This is a genomic window from Shewanella sp. AS16, assembly GCF_021412365.1.
GTDB lineage: Bacteria > Pseudomonadota > Gammaproteobacteria > Enterobacterales > Shewanellaceae > Shewanella > Shewanella salipaludis.
In genome coordinates this window covers 440,081-459,268 of sequence record NZ_JAKCLK010000003.1, presented here as the reverse complement: position 1 = coordinate 459,268, position 19,188 = coordinate 440,081, and the positions used below count along the sequence as shown (strand labels likewise).

The window sequence follows — 19,188 nt, the reverse complement described above, 5'->3', positions numbered from 1 at the left end:
GCGATAAGGCTGGGCCATAAAAAGAGCAATAAAAAAGGAGCGATGAATCGCTCCTTTCTTGATTGGCTTTTCGGCTCAGGACTTAACCCAGAGCATCATGGCATCAGCCCAGCTTGACCCTGGCGTTGCGGAACATACGCATCCAGGGGCTGTCTTCACCCCAGGCATCCGGATGCCAGGAGTTGGCGACCGTCCTGAATACCCGCTCAGGGTGTGGCATCATCAGAGTGACGCGGCCATCCGTGCTGCAGATCCCCGTCAGGCCGTTTGGCGAACCGTTGGGGTTCTGCGGGTACTGGGTCGCTATCTCACCCTTGCCGTTGACGAAGCGCAACGCAATAGTGCCTGAGGCTTCGGCCAAGGCCAGCGCTTCCGGGCTGGCAAACTCGGCCAAGCCTTCACCGTGGGAAACGGCGATCGGCATGCGCGAACCCGCCATACCTTCGAAGAAGATAGAGGGACTCTGCTGCACTTCCACCAGGCTGAAACGGGCTTCGAAACGCTCGGAGCGATTGCGCACAAAACGTGGCCAATGTTCGCTGCCGGGAATGATTTCCTTCAGATTAGACAACATCTGACAGCCATTACAGACGCCGAGGGCGAAGCTGGCATCACGCTCGAAGAAGCGCGAGAACTCATCACGGGCACGGTCGTTGAACAGGATCGACTTGGCCCAGCCCTCACCCGCACCCAGCACGTCACCGTAGGAGAAGCCGCCACAGGCCACCAGCCCCTGGAACTCATCCAAACTGATGCGACCCGAGAGGATATCCGACATATGCACGTCGCGGCTCTCGAAGCCGGCACGGTCGAACGCCGCCGCCATTTCCACATGGGAGTTAACGCCCTGCTCGCGCAGTATCGCCATCTTGGGGGCGGCCCCCTTGAGAATGTAAGGTGCGGCCACATCTTCACGGGTATCGAAGCCGAGCTTGACTGTGAGCCCCAAGTCGCTGGCATCCTGCTTCAGCTGGAACTCTTCCAGCGCACATTCAGGGTTGTCACGCAGCGCCTGCATGCGGTAGGTGGTCTCGGACCAGAGGGTACGCAGAGCGATGCGGGTGTCGCTGAAGATGGCACGCTCGCCGTCTTTGATGCTGACAAGCTGATCGCCCGCCAGTGTGCCTATCGAATGACAAGGCACCCCGGCCGCGGCAAACTTGGCCTGGATGGCCTCGGCTTCGGCGGCAGCGACCTGGATCACAGCGCCCAGTTCTTCATTGAACAGTCGCTCGAGATCCGTGCCGGCAAGGCCCGCCAGATCGATTGCCAAACCTGTGTTGCCGGCGAAGGCCATTTCCACCAGGGTAGTGAACAGGCCGCCGTCGCTGCGGTCGTGATAGGCGATGAGCGCCTTGTCGGCCACCAGCGCCTGCGTCACCTCGAAGAAACCGCGCAACAGGGCGGCATCGTCCAGATCCGGGGCCACATCGCCCAGCTCACCATACACCTGGGCCAGACAAGAGCCGCCCAAGCGGTTCTTGCCCGCACCCAAGTCCAGCAGCAGCAAGGCGGTGTCGCCCTTATCGCTGCGCAGCTCAGGGGTCACTGTATTGCGTATGTCCTGCACCACACCGAAGGCGGTGATCACCAGCGACATGGGTGAAGTGACGGTTTTTTCCTCGCCATCCTGCTGCCAGGCCGTCTTCATCGACATTGAGTCTTTACCGACGGGAATGGTCAGCTCCAGCTCGGGACACAGCTGCTCACCCACGGCCTTGACCGCTTCATAGAGACCCGCATCTTCACCCGGGTGACCGGCGGCCGACATCCAGTTGGCCGACAGCTTGATACGCTTGAACGAGCCTATGTCTGTGCCTGCTATGTTCATGACAGACTCGGCCACCGCCATACGCGCCGAGGCGCCGAAGTCGAGCAGTGCCAGCGGCGTGCGCTCGCCGATCGACATGGCTTCACCGGCATAGCTGTCGAAGCTGGCCGCGGTCACGGCGCAGTCGGCAACAGGTACCTGCCAGGGACCGACCATCTGATCCCGGTTGACCAGGCCGGTCACGGTGCGGTCGCCAATGCTGATGAGGAAGGTCTTGTCGGCCACGGTCGGCAGACGCAGGATACGGCTGACCGCCTCTTTGACGTCAATCTTGCTCTGATCCAACGCCGGCGATTGCGCCTTGGCGCTGACCACATCACGGCTCATCTTGGGGGCCTTGCCGAGCAAGACTTCCAACGGCAGATCGATCGGCTTGTTGTCGAAATGGCTGTCGGCCAGAGTCAGATGTTTCTCGGCGGTGGCCTCACCCACAACCGCGAATGGCGCGCGCTCGCGCTCACAGATCTGGCTAAAGAGCGCCAGGTTTTCCGGTGCGACCGAGAGCACATAACGCTCCTGGGATTCGTTACACCAGATCTCCAGCGGACTCATGCCGGGCTCGTCGGATGGCACCTTGCGCAGGTTGAACAAACCACCGCGCTCACCGTCGTTCACCAGCTCGGGGAAGGCATTCGACAGACCGCCGGCGCCCACGTCGTGGATAAACTGAATCGGGTTCTCATCGCCCAGCTGCCAGCAGCGGTCGATCACTTCCTGACAACGGCGTTCCATCTCAGGGTTTTCACGCTGCACCGAGGCGAAGTCCAGATCTTCGCTCGACTGGCCCGAGGCCATGGACGAGGCTGCGCCGCCACCCAGACCTATATTCATCGCCGGGCCACCCAGCACTATCAGCTTGGCGCCGACCGTGATTTCACCTTTCTGTACATGATCTTCGCGAATGTTGCCCAGACCACCGGCCAACATGATCGGCTTATGATAACCGCGCACTTCGACACCATTGTGGCTGCTGACCTGCTGCTCATAGGTACGGAAGTAACCCACCAGCGCCGGACGGCCGAATTCGTTGTTGAACGCCGCGCCGCCCAATGGGCCTTCGGTCATTATGTCCAATGCGCTGACTATGCGCTCAGGCTTGCCATAATCCCCTTCCCAAGGCTGAACGAAGCCGGGGATCTTGAGGTTGGATACGCTGAAACCTGTCAAACCTGCCTTGGGCTTGGAGCCACGGCCGGTGGCGCCTTCATCGCGGATCTCGCCGCCCGAGCCTGTGGCTGCGCCCGGGTATGGGCTGATGGCGGTCGGATGGTTATGGGTCTCCACCTTCATCAACACATGCATGGGCTCTGTGTGATAGCTGTAAACCCCATCGGGATCCGGGAAGAAGCGTCCGGCAACCGAACCTTGCATCACGGCGGCGTTGTCTTTATAGGCAGACAAGACGTTATCCGGGGTCTTTTCGAAGGTGTTCTTGATCATCTTGAACAAAGATTTCGGCTGAACTTCGCCATCTATGGTCCAATCTGCGTTGAAAATCTTATGACGACAATGCTCCGAGTTCGCCTGGGCAAACATCATCAGCTCTATGTCGTGTGGGTTGCGCTTGAGCCGCACGAAGTTTTCGACCAGATAGTCGATCTCGTCTTCGGCCAGCGCCAGTCCCAGCTGAGTGTTAGCCACTTCCAGGGCACGGCGGCCCTCGCCGAGAATGTTGACACTCTTGAACTCGGCCGGCTCGGTGCGGCGAAAGAGCACATCTGCCTTGGCAAAATCATCGAGGATGATTTCGACCATGCGGTCATGCAACAGGGCGCTCAGTGTCTGTTGTTGCGCTTGGCTCAGGGCATCGGACTCCACATAGTAGGCCAGGCCGCGTTCCAGACGCTTGACCTTACCCAGACCACAGTTGTGGGCTATGTCGGTTGCTTTTGAAGACCAGGGGGAAATTGTGCCGGGGCGGGGAGTAACAAACAGAAGTGAACCTTGGGGCGTATGGGATTCTATCGCCGGTCCATAGGTAAGAATTTTTTCGAGTTGCTGACGTTCGTTAGTGTCGAGCGACTCATTCAAATCCGCCAAATGAACATACTCAGCATAGATTTGCCGTACCGGAAGCGCCGCGATTTCGCAGGCCTCCATCAGCTTTTGCACCCTAAATGCCGAGAGTGCAGGGGCTCCGCGGATGATCTCCATCACGTCTATTCACCTTATTATTTATTATTGCAGGGTCGAAGGTGGCGCTATTATAAGGAAATGTCGGCCACAAATCACCTGCTGACCTTGCTCAAAAGCCAGTTTCCTGTGATATAAAAGGGATCTATTTCTGAAAACATTATTCTACTGAGAAAAAGGCGGTGTCGACACTATGACAAATACCCAGACTCACCTCAGCCAGAATCCAGCCCGACAAGCTGTCTAGCCCAGCATTGCCAAGCTACTGAATTGATTATATTGAATAAGTTTACCTACTTCCTATTCGGCCCCAGCCGCCCTCGCTGGCTTACCCTGCTGCTATGCAGCCTGCTGAGTGCCTGCCAACCTGCCGGGATAGAGGACATAGACCTGGCCCCGCCTCAGGCCCCATTGGTCGAACTCAAGGTCGGCACCCTCTACGGGCCGCAGATCTTCATGAATTCGGGTCAGGGATTCAGCGGCTTCGACTATGAGATGGCCAGCCGTTTCGCCGAATATCTGCATCTGCCCATGACCATGACCCCCTATCCCAGCCGCAGCGAACTCTATCGGGCACTCAAAACCGGGGAGATAGACATCATAGCCGCCGGCATGAGCAAAACCGCCAGCCGTGAAGAACAATTCCGCCTGGGGCCACCGCTCTACAAGGTCAATCAGGTGTTGATCTACCGTGAGGGCCTGCCACAGCCCCAGGCCATAGATCAGCTGGAAGGCAGCATAGCGGTTATCGCCGACTCCGCCTTCGTCGATACCCTCACCCAGTTGCAGCAAGATCACCCCCAGCTGCTATGGGAACAGGTGTACGACAAAGACAATGAAGAACTGCTGACCATGATAGCCAACGGTGAGCTGGACTACACAATAACCGACTCCACCAGCCTGCAGATCAACCGCCGCTACCTGCCGGAGCTCAGGGACGGCATGATCCTGGAACAGGGGCTGGATGTGGTATGGCTGCTGGCCCCACAGGGCAGCGATATCCTGATGAGCCAGCTGCTGGCCTTCTGGCATAGCGAGCAAAGGGCCGGTACCCTGGCACATCTCAACGAGAAATACTTCGGTCACGTCAAACGTTTCGATTATGTCGATACCCGGGCCTTCATCCGCGCCATAGACAGGGTGCTGCCCAGGTACCGCAAGCTGTTCGAGTCCTATGCAGGCACCCTGGATTGGCGCAAATTGGCGGCAACCAGCTACCAGGAGTCCCACTGGGATCCCAATGCCCGCTCGCCCACCGGGGTCAGGGGCATGATGATGCTCACCATGCCCACCGCGAAACGTGTGGGGATCAGCAACAGGCTCGACGCCGAACAGAGCATACGCGGCGGCGCCATTTACCTGGCAGACATAATGGATCGCCTGCCCGACTCCATCCCGGAGAACCAACGCATCTGGTTCGCCCTGGCCTCCTACAACATAGGCATGGGACATGTGGAAGATGCCAGAAAGCTCGCCGACCAGATGGATCTCAATCCCAGCGCCTGGCGTGACATCAAGAAGGTGCTGCCTTTGTTGCAAAAGCGCAAATACTACCAGCAGACACGCTACGGCTACGCCAGAGGCAGCGAGGCGGTGCATTATGTCGACAGCATTCGCCGTTATTACGATACCTTGGTGTGGATAGACAATCAGGAACGGCATCTGGAAGTGACAGCCCAGCCGGGCACTCTGACGCCGGCAGAACCCCAGCCGGTGGCGCTTTCCGGGGACGGGCCCAACGAGGTGCCGCTCGCCGAGCCCAAACTCCCCCGCTGAGCATCCCGGGGTAAACAGTTGCCGATAAACCTGCGTGCTTGCCTGCAGCCGGGGCAACTGTTACTGTCGTTGACGGTTCAGGCATAGGCCGCCAATGGCCGATGAGAATGAACTTGCACTGCAAACGTTTGAGACCAGACTTTTAATTAAGATCAAACGTTTAAGATAAGAGGTTTGAGATGAAAAGAAGAAGCATAAACAATACCGCCGCCAGACGCCGCACCCTGCTCAAGATACGCCACAGACGCATTCTGAACCGACAAAAGTTATTTTTTACCTTTCTCCAGGTACAGGACTGACTGCAAGCCCAGGCTCGGAGCGGCCCCCAGCTCCGACGTCCAATCCACCGACTCATTCAGAGAACAAGCAAGACCCGGCAACAAGCCAAGCGTCGGGCCCGGCATTGAACTAGCCAGCCTGAGTGAGTTGGCTGGCCTTGGCGGCTTTCTTCAACGCCTTCTGTTCCTTGCGGCGACGGCGAAAAAATTGACTCAACTGCTCGCTGCACACAGCCTCCATCACTCCGGCCGTCACCGCCAGCTGATGATTGAATGCCGAATGCTGCACCAGGTTCACCACTGTACCTGCGGCGCCGGTCTTCTCATCCCTGGCGCCGAACACCAGGCGGGCAATGCGGCTGTGCACCATGGCGCCGGCGCACATGGCACAGGGCTCCAGGGTGACATACAAGGTGGTATCCAGCAGGCGATAATTTTGCAACACTTGCCCCGCCTCACGCAGACACTGCATCTCGGCATGGGCACTGGGATCCTTGAGACCTATGCAATAATTGAAACCTGAGGCTATAAGCTCGCCGCCCTTGACCAGCACGGCGCCGACCGGCACTTCCCCTTGGTTCTCGGCCTCGGCGGCCAAATCGAGCGCCAGCCGCATCCAATGCTCGTCTTGCTGCTCTTGGGTCAGTTCCGTTGCCTTAGATTGAGATTGATTTTCCACTTTGTCCATTAACTCTTATCGACTTCAGCACCGCAGTATACCAAGTGCTCACTTGAGTTTCACCGCAGCCGTTGATTTGTCATAATTTTAAGGACAGCCTCATAGACAGGATCTTTAGTAAAAGTTGCTGAAATAGATAGAAAAATGGCTCTTGCTGTGATCTGATTTAGTCGCCAAACAAAACCACACAGACGAAGAGCCGTGCAGCATATTTCCATATCCGAACGTTTAAGCCAACTGTTCAGTGAAAATTATCTTAACAAAACCGCCAGAGAGCAGGGATTTTGCCGCAGATTGCGGGCCATTCAGCCTTTACCGCTACTGACCAGCCTGGTCTCTGCTATGGGGGACGCAATTTTAAGGACAGCCTAAACTCTTTTGCCGGTAAAAAACAATTTTAAGGACAGCCTAAACTCTTTTACCCGGTAATAAAACATCCCGAACAGAGTCCGTCAGTCCCTGGCTCATCAGTCACGGGAGTAGCAAACGCATCAAAGGTAAGGTTGTCGGGGATTGAGATGGCTAATGCGCCAAGGATTGAGTGCACAAGCGCCCTGATAAACCTCAGTCGTCGTAAAAATGCCTCAATCAGGGACAGAGAATTTTAACAAAATTTTAAGGACAGCCTCATAGACAGGATCTTTAGTAAAAGTTGCTGAAATAGATAGAAAAATGGCTCTTGCTGTGATCTGATTTAGTCGCCAAACAAAACCACACAGACGAAGAGCCGTGCAGCACGGCTCCATATCCGAACGTTTAAGCCAACTGTTCAGTGAAAATTATCTTAACAAAACCGCCAGAGAGCAGGGATTTTGCCGCAGATTGCGGGCCATTCAGCCTTTACCGCTACTGACCAGCCTGGTCTCTGCTATGGGGGATGCTTCCGTTGATTCCATTGCAACTCTGCACCGCACTTTCAATGGGATAGGCATGGATACGACTCTGAATGTCGCCTATAAACCCTTTCATAACCAGCTGCGTAAACAAGAATTTGCCGAGTTTGTTCAACGCGTGACCTGCAGAGCGATGGCACTGTTGCAAACCCAGTTCCAGCAAGCATTGCCTGCCAAACTGAGTCGGTTCAAGGACATTCTTATCCAGGATGGCTCCTCTGTGGTGTTGCATCCTGAACTGGCCGACGTTTACCCCAATCGGTTTATGTTGCCTTCCCCGGCGTCGGTGAAATGTCACATGACAATGTCATTGCTGTCCGAGCAACCTGTCAGTCTGACACTGACGCCGGATCGCAGCTCGGAACGTGCTCATCTGCCCAAGGCTGAAGCCCTGACAGATACCCTGCTGCTGGCCGATGCCGGTTATATGGATCTGAATTACTTTGCGGCATTGGCCCGTCACGGCGGCTATTTCTTGATGCGCGGGGCAAAACATCTCAACCCAAGCGTCGTTCGAGCCATTGATAACAAGGGGAAGGTAATAGACAAAATGGCAAACAAATCGCTGAAAGAGGTACTGAAATCAAGCGGTAGAAAACGTGTATTAGTTGATCTGGATGTGGCGTGGAAGCAGTATCAATGCCGCATGGTCGCCATCTGGCACAAGGAAGAAAAACGCTACCTGTGCTGGCTGACCAACCTCCCGAGAAGTCGTTTCAGTGTTGAAGACATCAGCAAGTTGTATCGGCTGCGCTGGCAAGTGGAGTTGTTGTTCAAAGAATGGAAGAGCCACAACAACCTCAAACGCTTTTCCACCCGCCAACCCCACTTAGCGGAAGGGTTAATTTGGTCGAGCCTGCTCAGTTTATTGGTAAAACGCTACCTTTGCCGGGCTGGCGCAGCGAAAGCCATGCTCAGGTTATCCATGTTCAAGATGGCTAAAACACCAATAGGATGGTTTGAGCCAATAATGAAATCCTTAGCGCAGCAAGCCAGAGGTCAGCTTGTTGCTGACGTGGCTTGGGCGGTGAAATTTATAGCTGAAACCTAATTTTAAGGACAGCCTAAACCTAATTTTAAGGACAGCCTAAACACTTTTGCCCGGTAATAAAACATCCTGAACAGAGTCCGTCAGTCCCTGATTCACCGGTCACGGGGTAACAAACACATCAAAGGTAAGGTTGTCGGGGATTGAGTTGGTTAATGCGCCAAGGATTGAATGCACCAATGCACTGATAAACCTCAGTCGTCGTAAAAATGCCTCAATCAGGGACTGGATGGTCAGCCTGGATGCAGTGCTTCACTCTGCTGCTTGCCTCGGCACCATTTGCCACCGGATTTGGCTTTCATGGCACACATGGCATCCCATCTACCGCTGATGCCGCTGTATTGACGGCGAAACTCTTTGGCGGAAGTGACCCAGGCATCTTCGCTGATACCCAGTTCAGTGAGCAATTTGGGGCGGGTACCATCAATAAAGCCACGCTTATCTTCGCGTACAGCACGACCGGTCCAGTCAATCAATGCCAGATAATCGGCAAAGTGAAACGGAATACCGCTTTGTCCGGCGGCTACGGCCGCACCATCGAAAGGCAGTAAAGGTTTGAGTGACACACTAACTGGCTTTTGTTGCGCAAGCGCTTCAATCCGCTCCTGAATCGAAGTGTAATCAGACCCTTGCAGCGAGTCTGCAATACCCGCACGAATCGGATTTAAATCCACATACATCATACAGGCAAGCAGCGCCTGCTCATCCAAGAGTGCCTGAGACTTAAAGCGCCCTTCCCAGAATACCCCTTTGCAGCCATCTTCCCGATTGGCTTTACGGGCAATCTCTTCATTGAGGCAGCGCATAAACCAACTCACACTGCCAAGCCGCTCTTGCCATTCAGCAACCAGGCTGTCGAGCAGCATTCGCTCGCCTTCGGACAAGCTATCGCCTTTAAGAAATCTTGTCGCAATGGCATTGCCCGCAAACAGCGTCGTCCAGCGTGCAACCACATCAAATGGAGCCAGGCCCTTTTGAGCGGCAAGGTCGATTTTCAGCACCAGATGATAGTGATTTGACATCACAGCATAAGCACAGACATCAATGCAGAATACCGACGACAACCGCCTGATTTTATCGACTATCCAGCCACGCCTGTGCTCGTAACTGCGCCCGGTGAGCACATCTTCGCCACACAAAAACGCCCTTCGGACACAGCGATTAATCACGTGGTAGAAGGGCGTACTTTCGGCATCAATCAATTGGCGACGAGCAGTAGTCATGGCAAGCCTCGGCAGGCAAAAGGGGATACCTCAAAGCCTAGTCAGACAGGCCCAAAAGCACAAAAAGATTTGGATGTCCCATCTTCTTTTTTAAAAGCACAAAAAGATTTGGATGTCCCATCTTCTTTTTTTAGTTTTTCTTAGTTTCATGCAACTCTTTTAATGCGGTTTCTTGATTAACCAGTCCAAGCGAGTAATTACCAGAAATACTCACTATGCCTCCAAGATATGCTGCATTGGCAAGTTCAGCCGTTAAGCGAACAAAATAGGTGTGATTAGCTTGAGCGTCGAAAGAGATTTGCAATGACCCGGCACGCCAATTGGACACAAACCCGCCTTCTTTGACCGAGATTACCGTTTCGCCACGATTAAGATCCAAAACCTGGTAGCCGCCGTTGCTGATATTAAAACTATCAACACCATTTATCTGCACTGTTGGAGCGGCTGCACCATCCAGCATGGCCTTGGGACGATAGAAATAAACCTTAGCTTGATTGGCCTTGGGCGCTTCCGTTTGAGTGAATTTTGGGCCTGTTGCACTGCAACCTGTAAGCGATGCAATCATAACCAACGAAAAAATAAAGTTCTTAAACATCAACAAAGTTCCCTGTACTAAAATTAACGTTTGCTTGAGGGGCGATGGCGCCAGCTTCCCAACTTCGTGCTGCGCAGCAGCACGAAGTCAAACCTGAAGCACTTGTTACTTAAGACGCTTGCTCACAATATCAAACAGCCTGTCGCTAGATTCTAAGCCGACAAAATGAATCACTTCATTTCCTTGAAATATCAATTTGATGATAGGCATACCAAAGTAGTTGTAGCTCTTAGCTTCCGCAATATCAGAATACAGTTTCGTAAATTTATAATGTGTTTTCGGATTAAGTACGGTTATTTCATTTGTGCTTGTCGTTACTTCGATATCAGAACGATATTTATTATCATCTAGCATCAGAGACATTGGCCGATTTACGATGAGCCAGCATATGAAGATTACCACAGCAATAACAAAATTCGGTAAACCCAATTCTTCGATTAGGGCATAAAAAACCAAAACTACCGGTGCGGTAATACACAGCATTTTCAAGTTGTACTTTTTGTAAAGTGAGTCGTTAAATCGAAATGTATTCATAGTCTAAGTAACAGCTGTATAGTGCGCATGCGCATTTTACTCATTTAAAGGCTAAAAATTCGCATCGCTAAATTTTTGTATTATTTGCTGAATACGGTCATTGGCCAAAACACCTGACACAGTATCTTGGCAGGCCTGGCTGGTTAATCGCAAGTAAAAAATTTGGGAACTCAAACAGAGAAATAACAGACACGAGAGTAGCCTAGGAATAAGTCGAAAAGACAAGCTCCCATAGCGAAGGTGCAGTTGCGGCTGCGAGCTTGGATTTCAAGGATGAAATCCCAGAGCCTACAGGGATTGTACCTGCGGCGTCTCGCAACAGTAGCTGCACCTGCCAGAATGAACTCAGATACTCCCAGAGCATCCAATAGACTCACGCCGAAAATGTCCAACACGCTTTCTTGCAACTGATTAAGGCGCAAAAAAAGGCGCCTGAGCGCCTTTTTTTACTTTTCACTTGCTATAAGCCTTCCCGGCTTATTCCCACTCGATAGTTGCCGGTGGCTTGCCGGAGATGTCGTACACCACGCGGGAGATGCCGTCTATCTCGTTGATGATGCGGTTGGACACCCGGCCGAGGAAGTCGTACGGCAGGTGCGCCCAGTGGGCTGTCATGAAGTCTATGGTTTCCACCGCACGCAGTGACACGACCCAGTCGTACTTGCGACCGTCGCCCATCACGCCTACGCTGCGCACCGGCAGGAATACGGTGAAGGCCTGGCTGACCTTGTTGTAGAGATCGGCCTTGTGCAGCTCTTCGATGAAGATGGCATCGGCGCGGCGCAGCAGGTCACAGTATTCCTTCTTCACTTCACCCAGCACCCGCACTCCCAGGCCAGGACCAGGGAAAGGATGACGGTAAAGCATGTTGTAAGGCAGGCCCAGTTCCAGGCCTATCTTGCGCACTTCGTCTTTGAAGAGCTCACGCAGCGGCTCGACCAGGCCCATTTCCATGTCGTCCGGCAGGCCGCCGACGTTATGGTGCGACTTGATCACATGGGCCTTGCCTGTGGCGCTGCCGGCGGATTCTATGACATCGGGGTAGATGGTGCCCTGGGCCAGCCACTTGGCGTTGACGCATTTCTTGGCTTGCTCGTCGAAGATTTCGACGAACACCCGACCTATGATTTTGCGCTTGGCTTCGGGATCCGCCTCGCCTTTCATGGCATCCAGGAAGCGATTTTCCGCATCCACATGGATGATGTTGAGGCCGAAGTGATCGCCGAACATCTCCATCACCTGCTCGGCTTCGTTGAGACGCAGCAGGCCGTTATCGACGAACACACAGGTCAGCTTCTTGCCTATGGCGCGGTGCAGCAGCATGGCCACCACGGAAGAGTCGACGCCGCCGGACAGGCCGAGGATGACTTCATCGTCGCCTATCTGGGCTTTCAAACGCGCTATGGCATCTTCTATGATGGAGGCGGGTTTCCAGTTGGCGGCGCAGCCACAGATGTCCAGGGCAAAATGCGACAGCATGCGCATGCCCTGACGTGTGTGGGTCACCTCGGGGTGGAACTGCACGCCGTAGAAGCGCTTGTCTTCGTTGGCCATGGCCGCGAAGGGACAGGTATCTGTCTTGGCGACGGCAACGAAACCTTCGGGGATGGCCGAGACCTTGTCGCCGTGGCTCATCCACACGTCCAGCAGTGGCTTGCCATCCTCGCTGACCGCATCTTCTATGCTCTTGAACAGCTCAGATTGCGTCAGGACCTCGATCTGGGCGTAACCGAATTCGCCTTCGCCTATGCCCTGAATGACCTTGCCGCCCAGCTGCTCGGACATGGTCTGCATGCCGTAGCAGATCCCCAGTACAGGCACACCGGCGCTGAACACGTATTCGGGGGCGCGGGGTGAGTGATCGGCGGTGACACTCTCTGGGCCACCGGCGAGAATGATGCCGTTTGGCGCGAACTCGCGAATTTGCGCTTCGCTCACATCCCAGGCCCAGAGTTCACAATAAACGCCTATCTCACGGATACGGCGGGCAATCAGTTGCGTGTACTGAGAACCGAAATCTAGGATCAGTATCTTGTGCTCATGAATATTGCTCATGGATAACCTTCATCTATCTAGTTGTCTGAAATCCCGTTTAAGTTTCCACTCAAACAGTTAACGGCTAACGTTTGCCGGCTCGGGCAGAAGATGCCGGGAGCCAGCTAAACGAAGGGCGACCCGCGCCGCCCTGTTAAACTCTGTTATGAACCGGAGCGATAGTTAGGCGCTTCCTTGGTGATGGTCACGTCGTGGACGTGGGACTCACCCATACCGGCAGAGGTCACCTTGACAAACTGGGCCTTCTCACCCAATTCCTTGATGGTGGCGCAGCCAGTCAGGCCCATGCATGAACGCAGACCGCCCATGTGCTGGTGAATGATTTCCTTGATCTTGCCCTTGTAAGGTACGCGGCCTTCGATGCCCTCGGGGACCAGCTTGTCGGCGGCGTTATCCGTCTGGAAGTAACGATCCGATGAACCTTGACTCATGGCGCCCAGAGAGCCCATGCCACGGTAAGACTTGTAGGCACGACCCTGATAGAGTTCGGTTTCACCCGGGGCTTCATCCGTACCGGCAAACATGGAGCCGGCCATGATGCAGGAAGCACCTGCCGCCAGCGCCTTGGCCAGATCGCCGGAGAAACGTATGCCGCCATCGGCGATGACGGGAATGCCCAGGGATTTCATGGCTTCTGCCGCATCTGAGACTGCGGTGATCTGCGGCACACCCACACCGGTAACGATACGGGTAGTACAGATGGAGCCTGGGCCTATGCCGACCTTGACCGCGTTGACGCCGGCCTCGACCAGGGCCACTGCGCCTTCGGCGGTGGCAACGTTGCCGCCGACGATTTGCAGATCCGGATGCTTGGCACGGGTTTCACGTATGCGTTGCAGCACGCCTTCGGAATGACCATGGGAAGAGTCGATGAGCAGCACGTCGACACCCGCCTTGACCAGGGCATCGACACGCGCTTCGTTGCCGGCACCGGCACCGACGGCGGCACCGACACGCAGGCGGCCCAGCTCGTCCTTACAGGCGTTGGGCTTACGTTCGGCTTTTTCGAAGTCTTTGACTGTGATCAGGCCCTTGAGCTTGAAGTTGTCGTCGACCACCAGCACTTTCTCGATGCGGTGGGCATGCATCAGCTTCTGCACTTCATCCAGCTTGGTGCCTTCGGCGACTGTGATCAACCGAGGTTTTGGCGTCATCACTTCTTCGACCGTCTTGCTCCAGTCGGTGACGAAACGCACGTCACGGCCTGTGATGATCCCGATCAACTCGTTGGCACTGTTGACCACGGGATAACCGGCGAAGCCATTCTTCTCGGTGAGGATTTTCAGTTCGGCCAAGGTAGTGTATGGCGTCACTGTGACAGGTTGCTGTACTACGCCCGCTTCGTAAATTTTTACTTTGCGGACTTCTTCGGCCTGTTGCTCAATACTCATGTTTTTATGAATGAAACCTAAGCCACCTTCCTGAGCTATGGCAATCGCCAGGCGCGCTTCGGTGACAGTATCCATGGCGGCAGACACCAGTGGAATGTTCAATTCAATCTTATTGGTCAGGCGAGTCTTGAGGACGGCGGTATTTGGGAGGACGGTCGAGTGCGCTGGAACCAGTAACACATCGTCAAAGGTAAGCGCTTCTTTAATTAAACGTAGCATTGGCAACATCTCCCCAGTTGAGTAGGATTTAGAGGTGAAATATTGCGGCGGGATTATACCTTGCATACTGGGCTTGGTAAATGGAAAATAGTAAAAATTTCCATTTGAGCCCGAAAAACCATGAAAATCACTGAAAACAATGTTTATACCGTCTCGCGGCTCAACGGTGAAGTACGGCGGCTGTTGGAAGGCCAGCTGGGCAAGATCTGGCTCAATGGCGAGATCTCCAACTTTTCTGCGCCCTCTTCCGGCCACTGGTACCTGACCCTCAAAGACAGTGCCTCGCAGATCCGCTGCGCCATGTTCAAGGGTCGCAACCAAGGCGTCGGCTTTCGGCCCGCCAACGGTCAGCAAGTGCTGGTCAAGGGCGCCATCAGCGTCTACGAGCCCAGGGGCGATTACCAGCTGTTGATCGAATCCATGCTGCCCGCCGGCGACGGCCTATTGGCACAGCAATACGAAGTGCTGAAGATGAAATTGGCCGCCCAAGGGCTATTTGCCGCCGACACCAAGAGGCCACTGCCGCAGAACATTCAGCGCATAGGGGTCATCACCTCTCCCACCGGCGCCGCCATCCGCGACGTGCTGCATGTGCTGGCGCGGCGCGATCCTTCCATAGAAGTAGTGATCTACCCGGCTCAGGTCCAGGGCGATAGCGCCGCCGAGCAGCTCTGCCAGGCGATAGATATCGCCAACCGGCGTCTGGAAGTGGACGTATTGCTGCTGACCCGCGGCGGCGGCTCACTGGAAGATCTCTGGTGCTTCAACAGCGAAGCCCTGGCGCACTGCATATACAACAGCGCCCTGCCCGTGGTCAGCGCCGTCGGCCATGAGGTGGACACCTGCATCAGCGATTATGTCGCCGATGTCCGCGCCCCCACGCCTTCGGCCGGTGCCGAACTCCTGTCCCAGGATGCGGCCAACAAGGCCCAGCGCCTGGCCGGCATGCTGTCACGGCTGCAACAGAGTTGGCAACATTACAGCCTCAAACAGGAGCGCAAGCTCAGCTTGCTGGAGCATGGCCTGCAACGCCAGGATCCCAAGCGCCGACTGCAGCAGTTCGCCCAGCGTTTCGATGAGATGCAGCTCAGACTGGAAAATGCCCTGGAACATAGGCTGCACAAGCTGACGCTGAAACAGCAGCAGCTGGCCAATCGACTCGCGGCCCACACCCCGAGCCACAGGTTGGCGTTAGAGGCGCGCAGGCTCGACTACCTGGGCGAGCGCCTGCACGAGGCGATGCGGGACAGGCTCAAGGGCGCCGAGCAAAGTATCAGTTACGCCGCCCATAAGCTGGAGACAGTCAGCCCGCTGTCGACCCTGAGCCGGGGCTACAGCATCAGCATGGATGCCAGTGGCCGGGTGCTGCAGTCGGCATCCCAGCTGGCGGTCGGCAGCAGCCTGCATACCCGACTGCACAAGGGGAGCCTGGTGTCGACCGTGGTGGCGGTCGAGCCGGAATGAGTCGTGTAGAATGAGCCGTGTAAAATGAGCCTTGCTGCTTGAGGCTGGAATTTGCCAGCCCATTCACCTCAACCAAAAACGTCATATGTTCAGTTTGATAGCAGAAAGCATCACAAGTGTTCCCGTCGCTCCGGGCGGCCAGAGACAAAAAATGCCAGTCGTATTAACGACTGGCATTTTATCATTGGTTGATATGGCTGGTTTGGCCTTAGAAGCTCAATGAAGCCCGGGCATAGTAATAGGCGCCGTTGAAGCCCATCTGCACGGATTCATATAAACCACCGGTTTCAGTCTCATCGGGATCTTGCTTGTCCGGGTAGACATCGAACAGGTTGCTGCCGCCTACCGTGAAGCTCAGGTTGTCGTTGAGCCTGTAGCTAAAGCTGAGATCCGTGGAGAACTTGGCGCCATAGGACTGGGTCGGCACATCTGCGGCATCGAAGGGCGTGCCTTCCGCAGACCAGGTCCCCATGCTGACATCACCGAAGTAGGTGGTGCGCAGGCTGGTGCTGAAATCCCCCAGTTCATAGTCGAACGACAGGGCAAACTTGGTATCCGGGGCACCGCCTTCGAGGAAGGAGCGCTCACGGGCATCGAAGTAGTTCACTTCCTTGCCCTGCAGCAGACCGGCTGTCTTGATCTGACCGTCGACTTCCGTCTTGTTGTAATTGGCGCTGAGGAAGCTCTTCAGGCTGCCTTCGCCCAAGTCCATCTCATGGCTCAGGGTCAAGTCCACGCCGCGGGTCTTGGTGTCTATGGCGTTGGTGAAGAACTGCGCCGCCCCCACGTTGAGATCCTGCAAGATAGGGCCTATGTCGGGATCGTCACTGTAGAACTTACCCGTGAGCACCACCCTGTCCTTGATGCTGATCTGATAGGCATCCACAGACAGAGTGACATCGCCCAGGCGGGCCGTCATTCCCAGTGACAGGTTGACCGACTCTTCCTCTTTCAGACTGGGGATCCCCAAGGCCTTGGCCAGTTTGCCATCGTTGGATTCATAGACGGTATCGACCGGCTGGCCGGCAACGAAGTCGGTGATCACCTGGTTGTAATAACGCTGCTGCAGCGAAGGCGCCCTGAAGCCTGTGCTGGCAGAGCCGCGCAGTACTATGTCTTCCAGGCTGGAGTTGGCAAACGACAGCTTGCCGTTGACCGTGCTGCCAAAATCGCTGTAGTGCTCGCCGCGGATAGCAGAGGTCACCAGGGTATCGGCCGTCAGCTGAAACTCGAGATCGACATAGGCCGAGATGTTGGAGCGACTGCGATCCAACTCGTTGCTCGGCTGGAAGCCGGGGAAGCCCTGGGCGCCGCCCGGACGCTTGCTGACTTCACCCGTGTCGGGATCGGTAAATTCGGCCAGCTGGTAGTTTTTCCAGGAGCCCTCTTCACCGGCGAAGATCTGGTAAGACTCTTTACGATATTCCAGGCCTGAGGCGACGTTCACCCCTTCGATGGCATCGAAACCGTCGAAATACCGGCTGAAGTCTATGTTGGTGGTATTCTGGCTGAACTGAAAGCCACCGGCATCGAAACTGGTCGGGCTGCTGGCACCCAGGGAGGCGTTGGCCGTGTTGCTGATGAAATACTTCATCTTGTTGTTGCCATAGGTATTGCTGAAGTCTATTGCCCAATCATGCAACTCACTGCGGACACCGACGGCCAGCGACTTGTCGTCTATGCTGGTGCCTATGTCGGGCACGAAGCCGTTGGGATAGATTTCTGGCACAGTGCGCTCATCTATGGGGGCACGATACCAGGCACCGGCGAGTCCCTGACGATCGTTGAGACCACCGAAAGCATAGAAAGTGGTCTTGTCGTCAACCGGCAACTCGGCATTGAACATCATGGAGGCATTGTCGACATCTGAGTCGCCTATCACCCTATGCTCGCCCTCTGGGGCCCTGTCGGTCTTGTCTCTGGTGGTGTATTCACCCGAGACGTTGAAAAAACCGCCATCCTTGTTCAGCTCGACGCCATAATTGAGCGCAATCTGATTACTCTGGCCATCGCCCTGGGTGTATTGCCCCGTGGTGACCGAGGCATCGAGACCAATCTTGTCCTTGAGCACTATGTTGATGACCCCGGCGATGGCATCTGAGCCATACTGGGCGGCGGCACCGTCACGCAAGATCTCTATGCGCTTGATCGCCACCACGGGAATGGTGTTGAGATCCGTGCCGACGTTACCACGGGCACGGGAGCCGAATACGTTGATCAACGAAGAGGTATGGCGGCGCTTGCCGTTGATCAGCACCAACACCTGATCCGGTCCCAGGCCACGCAGTGACGCCGCATCTATGTGGTCACTGCCGTCTGAACCCGCCTGGCGGTTGGAGTTGAATGAAGGGGCGGCAAAGTTAAGCAGCTGACCAATGTCCAGCTGGCCCGACTTGGCGGCGATCTGATCCATGGGCACTATGTCTACGGGCACAGGGGTGTCGGTATCGACCCGGGCTGCACGCCGGGTGCCGATGACGGAAATCGATTCTATCTTCTGCTCTACAACCTGAGTATCGGCCTCTGCGGCTTGGGCCGCAGGCAGCAGGCAGGTACCCGTCATGGCAAATAACCCCAATTGGATCAATTTATTGATTTTACTCAGTGGAAAACTGCTTGTTGTCATGAACTTCCCTTACTCAAAGTAACTGTCTTATTATTATTTGACATCGAATATCTGACATCGAATATCCGGCACCGAACCTCAAGCTTTCGATGCTCTACCGCTGGCGCCCGGAGCTGGTATGCGGCCGCAAAATAAAACTCGACCAACACGCCAGGCGTTAAGCACATTTAGTGATCCTGTAACGCTATTGTCAACAGGCGTTACAACCCCGGCGTAGACCAAAACGCGTGAATAATCCAGCAATCCACCTTTTTATGCAAACTTAAATTTCTCACCCCAAACAGAGAAGCTTTTGTTCGCATCCAAGGCTGCATTACTTTTGTATTTAATTACTGCGAGTTATGGGTTGCAACAACAATATGGAGACACTCAAGCACTGAATTCAACCGCTCACAATTCATACTCAAGGCAAAGCCAAAGTGGTGATTATGCATTTCAACTTT

General features: G+C 54.9%; 11 protein-coding genes. 3 read left to right on the top strand and 8 right to left on the bottom strand.

Annotated features, from left to right (window positions below):
- Nucleotides 1-103: 103 nt before the first annotated feature.
- Nucleotides 104-3,985 carry a phosphoribosylformylglycinamidine synthase gene (gene purL, locus LZP73_RS10575; protein WP_234235261.1) on the bottom strand — a complete coding sequence of 1,294 codons (3,882 nt, stop codon included), beginning with the start codon at nucleotides 3,983-3,985 and terminating at the stop codon, nucleotides 104-106.
- Nucleotides 3,986-4,297: 312 nt separating this feature from the next.
- Between purL and mltF the strand changes: the two genes are divergently transcribed.
- Nucleotides 4,298-5,740: a membrane-bound lytic murein transglycosylase MltF gene (mltF, locus tag LZP73_RS10570; protein WP_234235260.1), complete on the top strand. Its 1,443-nt coding sequence runs from the start codon at nucleotides 4,298-4,300 to the stop codon at nucleotides 5,738-5,740.
- A 408-nt stretch (nucleotides 5,741-6,148) separates the two neighbouring features.
- Here mltF and tadA read toward each other — a convergent pair whose 3' ends face one another.
- Nucleotides 6,149-6,706 carry a tRNA adenosine(34) deaminase TadA gene (tadA, locus tag LZP73_RS10565; protein ID WP_234234906.1) on the bottom strand — a complete coding sequence of 186 codons (558 nt, stop codon included), beginning with the start codon at nucleotides 6,704-6,706 and terminating at the stop codon, nucleotides 6,149-6,151.
- Between the two features lie 720 nt (nucleotides 6,707-7,426).
- On the opposite strand from tadA, the gene LZP73_RS10560 reads away from it, so the two are divergent.
- Nucleotides 7,427-8,641 (top strand): IS4 family transposase, encoded by a 1,215-nt coding sequence (locus LZP73_RS10560; protein WP_234234904.1) that lies wholly within the window; start codon nucleotides 7,427-7,429, stop codon nucleotides 8,639-8,641.
- Nucleotides 8,642-8,871: 230 nt separating this feature from the next.
- On the opposite strand, the gene LZP73_RS10555 is transcribed toward LZP73_RS10560, so the two are convergent.
- From LZP73_RS10555 to guaB, 5 genes are all read right to left on the bottom strand, one after another.
- Nucleotides 8,872-9,861 carry a transposase gene (locus LZP73_RS10555; protein ID WP_234234901.1) on the bottom strand — a complete coding sequence of 330 codons (990 nt, stop codon included), beginning with the start codon at nucleotides 9,859-9,861 and terminating at the stop codon, nucleotides 8,872-8,874.
- 130 nt (nucleotides 9,862-9,991) lie between these two features.
- Nucleotides 9,992-10,456 carry a DUF2846 domain-containing protein gene (locus LZP73_RS10550; protein WP_234234900.1) on the bottom strand — a complete coding sequence of 155 codons (465 nt, stop codon included), beginning with the start codon at nucleotides 10,454-10,456 and terminating at the stop codon, nucleotides 9,992-9,994.
- 105 nt (nucleotides 10,457-10,561) lie between these two features.
- Nucleotides 10,562-10,945: a hypothetical protein gene (locus LZP73_RS10545; RefSeq protein WP_234234898.1), complete on the bottom strand. Its 384-nt coding sequence runs from the start codon at nucleotides 10,943-10,945 to the stop codon at nucleotides 10,562-10,564.
- Nucleotides 10,946-11,467: 522 nt separating this feature from the next.
- Nucleotides 11,468-13,045 carry a glutamine-hydrolyzing GMP synthase gene (gene guaA, locus LZP73_RS10540; RefSeq protein WP_234234896.1) on the bottom strand — a complete coding sequence of 526 codons (1,578 nt, stop codon included), beginning with the start codon at nucleotides 13,043-13,045 and terminating at the stop codon, nucleotides 11,468-11,470.
- 143 nt (nucleotides 13,046-13,188) lie between these two features.
- Complete coding sequence (gene guaB, locus LZP73_RS10535; protein WP_169564211.1) at nucleotides 13,189-14,655, bottom strand: IMP dehydrogenase; 1,467 nt, start codon at nucleotides 14,653-14,655, stop codon at nucleotides 13,189-13,191.
- Nucleotides 14,656-14,775: 120 nt separating this feature from the next.
- Here guaB and xseA point away from each other — a divergent pair, with 120 nt between their 5' ends.
- On the top strand, nucleotides 14,776-16,119 hold the full coding sequence (gene xseA / locus LZP73_RS10530; protein ID WP_234234894.1) for an exodeoxyribonuclease VII large subunit: 1,344 nt from the start codon (nucleotides 14,776-14,778) through the stop codon (nucleotides 16,117-16,119).
- A 208-nt stretch (nucleotides 16,120-16,327) separates the two neighbouring features.
- Here the strand turns inward: xseA and LZP73_RS10525 are convergent, their stop codons facing one another.
- Nucleotides 16,328-18,745 (bottom strand): TonB-dependent receptor plug domain-containing protein, encoded by a 2,418-nt coding sequence (locus LZP73_RS10525; RefSeq protein ID WP_234234892.1) that lies wholly within the window; start codon nucleotides 18,743-18,745, stop codon nucleotides 16,328-16,330.
- Nucleotides 18,746-19,188 lie beyond the last annotated feature (443 nt).

Coding starts and splice junctions, on each gene's coding strand:
- purL (WP_234235261.1), bottom strand. CDS start 3,985: ATGGAGATCATCCGCGGAGCCCCTGCACTCTCGGCATTTAGGGTGCAA.
- tadA (WP_234234906.1), bottom strand. CDS start 6,706: ATGGACAAAGTGGAAAATCAATCTCAATCTAAGGCAACGGAACTGACC.
- LZP73_RS10555 (WP_234234901.1), bottom strand. CDS start 9,861: ATGACTACTGCTCGTCGCCAATTGATTGATGCCGAAAGTACGCCCTTC.
- LZP73_RS10550 (WP_234234900.1), bottom strand. CDS start 10,456: ATGTTTAAGAACTTTATTTTTTCGTTGGTTATGATTGCATCGCTTACA.
- guaA (WP_234234896.1), bottom strand. CDS start 13,045: ATGAGCAATATTCATGAGCACAAGATACTGATCCTAGATTTCGGTTCT.
- guaB (WP_169564211.1), bottom strand. CDS start 14,655: ATGCTACGTTTAATTAAAGAAGCGCTTACCTTTGACGATGTGTTACTG.
- xseA (WP_234234894.1), top strand. CDS start 14,776: ATGAAAATCACTGAAAACAATGTTTATACCGTCTCGCGGCTCAACGGT.
- LZP73_RS10525 (WP_234234892.1), bottom strand. CDS start 18,745: ATGACAACAAGCAGTTTTCCACTGAGTAAAATCAATAAATTGATCCAA.